This window comes from Bacillus sp. 05T31, from assembly GCF_056396725.1.
Window position 1 is genome coordinate 1 of the sequence record NZ_JBFTMA010000605.1, and the last position, 2746, is coordinate 2746.

General features: G+C 34.0%; 3 protein-coding genes and 1 pseudogene. 3 read left to right on the forward strand and 1 reads right to left on the reverse strand.

Annotation, left to right across the window (positions count from 1 at the left end; all coding sequences use genetic code 11):
• Positions 1 to 471, reverse strand: a 471-nt coding sequence (gene exsB, locus AC1DJR_RS25020) for an exosporium protein ExsB (RefSeq protein ID WP_477003764.1), incomplete at its 3' end; no start/stop codon positions are given.
• 181 nt (positions 472 to 652) lie between these two features.
• Here exsB and cotH point away from each other — a divergent pair.
• From cotH to AC1DJR_RS25035, 3 genes and pseudogenes are all read left to right on the forward strand, one after another.
• Positions 653 to 1729 carry a spore coat protein CotH gene (gene cotH / locus AC1DJR_RS25025; RefSeq protein ID WP_477003765.1) on the forward strand — a complete coding sequence of 359 codons (1077 nt, stop codon included), beginning with the start codon at positions 653 to 655 and terminating at the stop codon, positions 1727 to 1729.
• Between the two features lie 105 nt (positions 1730 to 1834).
• Positions 1835 to 2452 (forward strand): NUDIX hydrolase N-terminal domain-containing protein, encoded by a 618-nt coding sequence (locus AC1DJR_RS25030; protein WP_429688140.1) that lies wholly within the window; start codon positions 1835 to 1837, stop codon positions 2450 to 2452.
• Between the two features lie 104 nt (positions 2453 to 2556).
• A pseudogene (locus tag AC1DJR_RS25035) lies at positions 2557 to 2746 on the forward strand (undecaprenyl phosphate transporter UptA); the annotation flags it as partial.

A 2746-nucleotide genomic window follows, 5' to 3' on the forward strand; every position in this document is an offset into this window, starting at 1 on the left:
GTCTTTACCATGATCACAATCATCATCGCAAGAGCTACCGTGTCCGTGAGGGAAGAATTCGCATTTTTTACAGATACTTCGTTTTGTCCAGAAAAATTTCTTTTCAAAGCGTATGCATTTTGTAACGAACGTACAATGTTTTCTGCGAGTACGTTTTGTAACTAAAACGCATTCTTTTCTACGAGTAACTTTTGTAACGAACGTCCATTTTTGAACGCGCACACGAGTGCATTTCGTAACAAACGTCCATTTTTTAACATGCGTACATTTTGTAACGAAAGTACAATGTTTCACGCGAGTACATCTTGTTCTTGGACATTTAYGCCCTGTTGTACATTTACACCCTGTTGTACATTTATGATGAGAGAATTTATCATCATCGCACTCAAAAGTACTTGGATCTTGGTGTAAGAAATCCTCCATACCAGCACTTTTGATTTCTTCAACAGCTTTTCTAATATCACGTTTCATAGAAATCCTCCTTATCGAGTGTTAAATTGAAAAGGTATTCTTTTTCCTTAACATGATATGAGAGATGAAGTCTTTCTGAACAGGACAAGAGTGTAATTTTATATAAATAGATGATAGCGGATGTATGGACAAGACAAGGCGCATACATTGAATGAAGAGAACTGAGAAGGGATGAGAAAACATGCTGCCTTCATATGATTTTTTTGTTCATCCAATGTACTTAGTGGAATTGAAAAAGGACATTTGGTCAGATAGTCCAGTGCCAGCAAAATTAACTTATGGAAAAAAGAAGTACGACATTGATATCGTATACCGAGGGGCTCATATTCGCGAATTTGAGAAAAAGTCTTATCATGTTATGTTTTATAAACCGAAAAAATTTCAAGGCGCGAAAGAGTTTCATTTAAACTCTGAATTTATGGATCCATCTCTAATTCGAAATAAATTATCGCTCGATTTTTTCAATGATATCGGGGTACTTTCACCGAAGTCACAGCATGTATTTATAAAAATAAATGGTCAAATCCAAGGCGTATATTTACAGTTAGAATCGGTTGATGAAAACTTTTTAAAAAGTAGAGGGTTGCCGAGAGGATCTATATATTATGCGATAGATGATGATGCGAATTTTTCTTTAATGAGCGAGAGAGATAAAGATGTTAAAACTGAGCTTTTTGCAGGATATGAATTTAAATGTTCGAATAAAAATAGTGAAGAGCAACTGAGTGAATTCGTTTATCAAGCAAATACACTATCGAGGGAAGATTATGAAAAAGAGATTGGGAAATACCTTCATGTTGATAAATATTTACGCTGGTTAGCTGGAGTTATTTTTACGCAAAACTTTGATGGTTTCGTTCATAACTATGCACTATATCATAACGATGAGACAAATTTATTTGAAGTGATACCGTGGGATTATGATGCGACTTGGGGGCGAGATGTACAAGGGAGACCACTTAATCATGAATATATTCGTATTCAAGGTTATAATACGTTAAGTGCAAGATTGTTAGATATACCTGTATTTAGAAAACAATACCGAAGTATTTTGGAAGAAATATTAGAAGAACAATTTACCGTTTCGTTTATGATGCCGAAAGTAGAAGGTTTGTGTGAGTCGATTCGTCCATATTTACTACAAGATCCATATATGAAAGAAAAATTAGAAACATTTGATCAAGAAGCTGATATGATTGATGAATATATAAATAAAAGAAGGAAGTATATACAAGACCACTTACATGAATTGGATTAATTTTGAAAGAGATTGGAACATTATCAATCTCTTTTTTTGTATAATAAAGATGTATCAATTGAATTGACGTAATATTTACTTAATAAAGAATGGAGATGTGGAAACATGACGGTCAAGTGGATTGATTGGGTAAAACAAATACAATCTATAGCTCAAGCGGGTTTAACGTATTCTAAGGATGTATATGATATAGAGCGTTTCCAACAATTACGGGACATTTCAGTTTCAATGATGTCACATTACACAAAGACAGATTGGGAAGTAGTAGAGAATTTATTTGCAAGTGAGACAGGCTATCAAACACCTAAAGTTGATATAAGAGCAGTCGTTTTTCAAAATGAAAAGTTATTATTTGTGAAAGAAAAAAGTGATGGGAAATGGGCATTGCCAGGTGGATGGGCTGATATCGGTTATACGCCGACAGAAGTAGCAGCAAAAGAAGTTTTAGAGGAGACGGGCTATGAAGTAGATGATTTTAAGTTACTCGCTATATTTGATAAAGAAAAACATCAACCATCGCCTTCAGCAACACATGTATATAAAATTTTTATTGGCTGTAAGATTATTGGTGGCGAAAAGAAAACTAGTATTGAAACAGAAGATGTGGAGTTTTTTGGTGAGAATGAATTGCCTAATTTATCGATTGCTAGAAATACAGAAGAGCAAATTAAAGAAATGTTTGCCTACATGAAAGAACCTCAAAAAGAAATATTAATAGATTAATAATGCTTATGCCGATGATATTGTTGAAATGAAGATATTGGCAGAATGCAACCTTTATGTAATAATGGGATGGTATGTGAAGAAAAAAGGAGATAGAAAAGAAAATGTTAGCAAACATAATAGATCAGTTATTGCAATTCTTTGCAAGTCTAGGWTACTTTGGAGTAGCRCTAGCTTTAATGATTGAAATTATCCCGAGTGAAATTGTACTTTCGTATGCTGGCTTTTTAGTCGCAGATGGTAAAATTAGCTTTGTCGGTGCAGTTATTGCTGGAACAATCGGTGGTACTTTAG

Excerpts from the sequence above, each read along its gene's own strand:
- cotH (WP_477003765.1), top strand. The coding sequence starts at position 653 with ATGCTGCCTTCATATGATTTTTTTGTTCATCCAATGTACTTAGTGGAA.
- AC1DJR_RS25030 (WP_429688140.1), top strand. The coding sequence starts at position 1,835 with ATGACGGTCAAGTGGATTGATTGGGTAAAACAAATACAATCTATAGCT.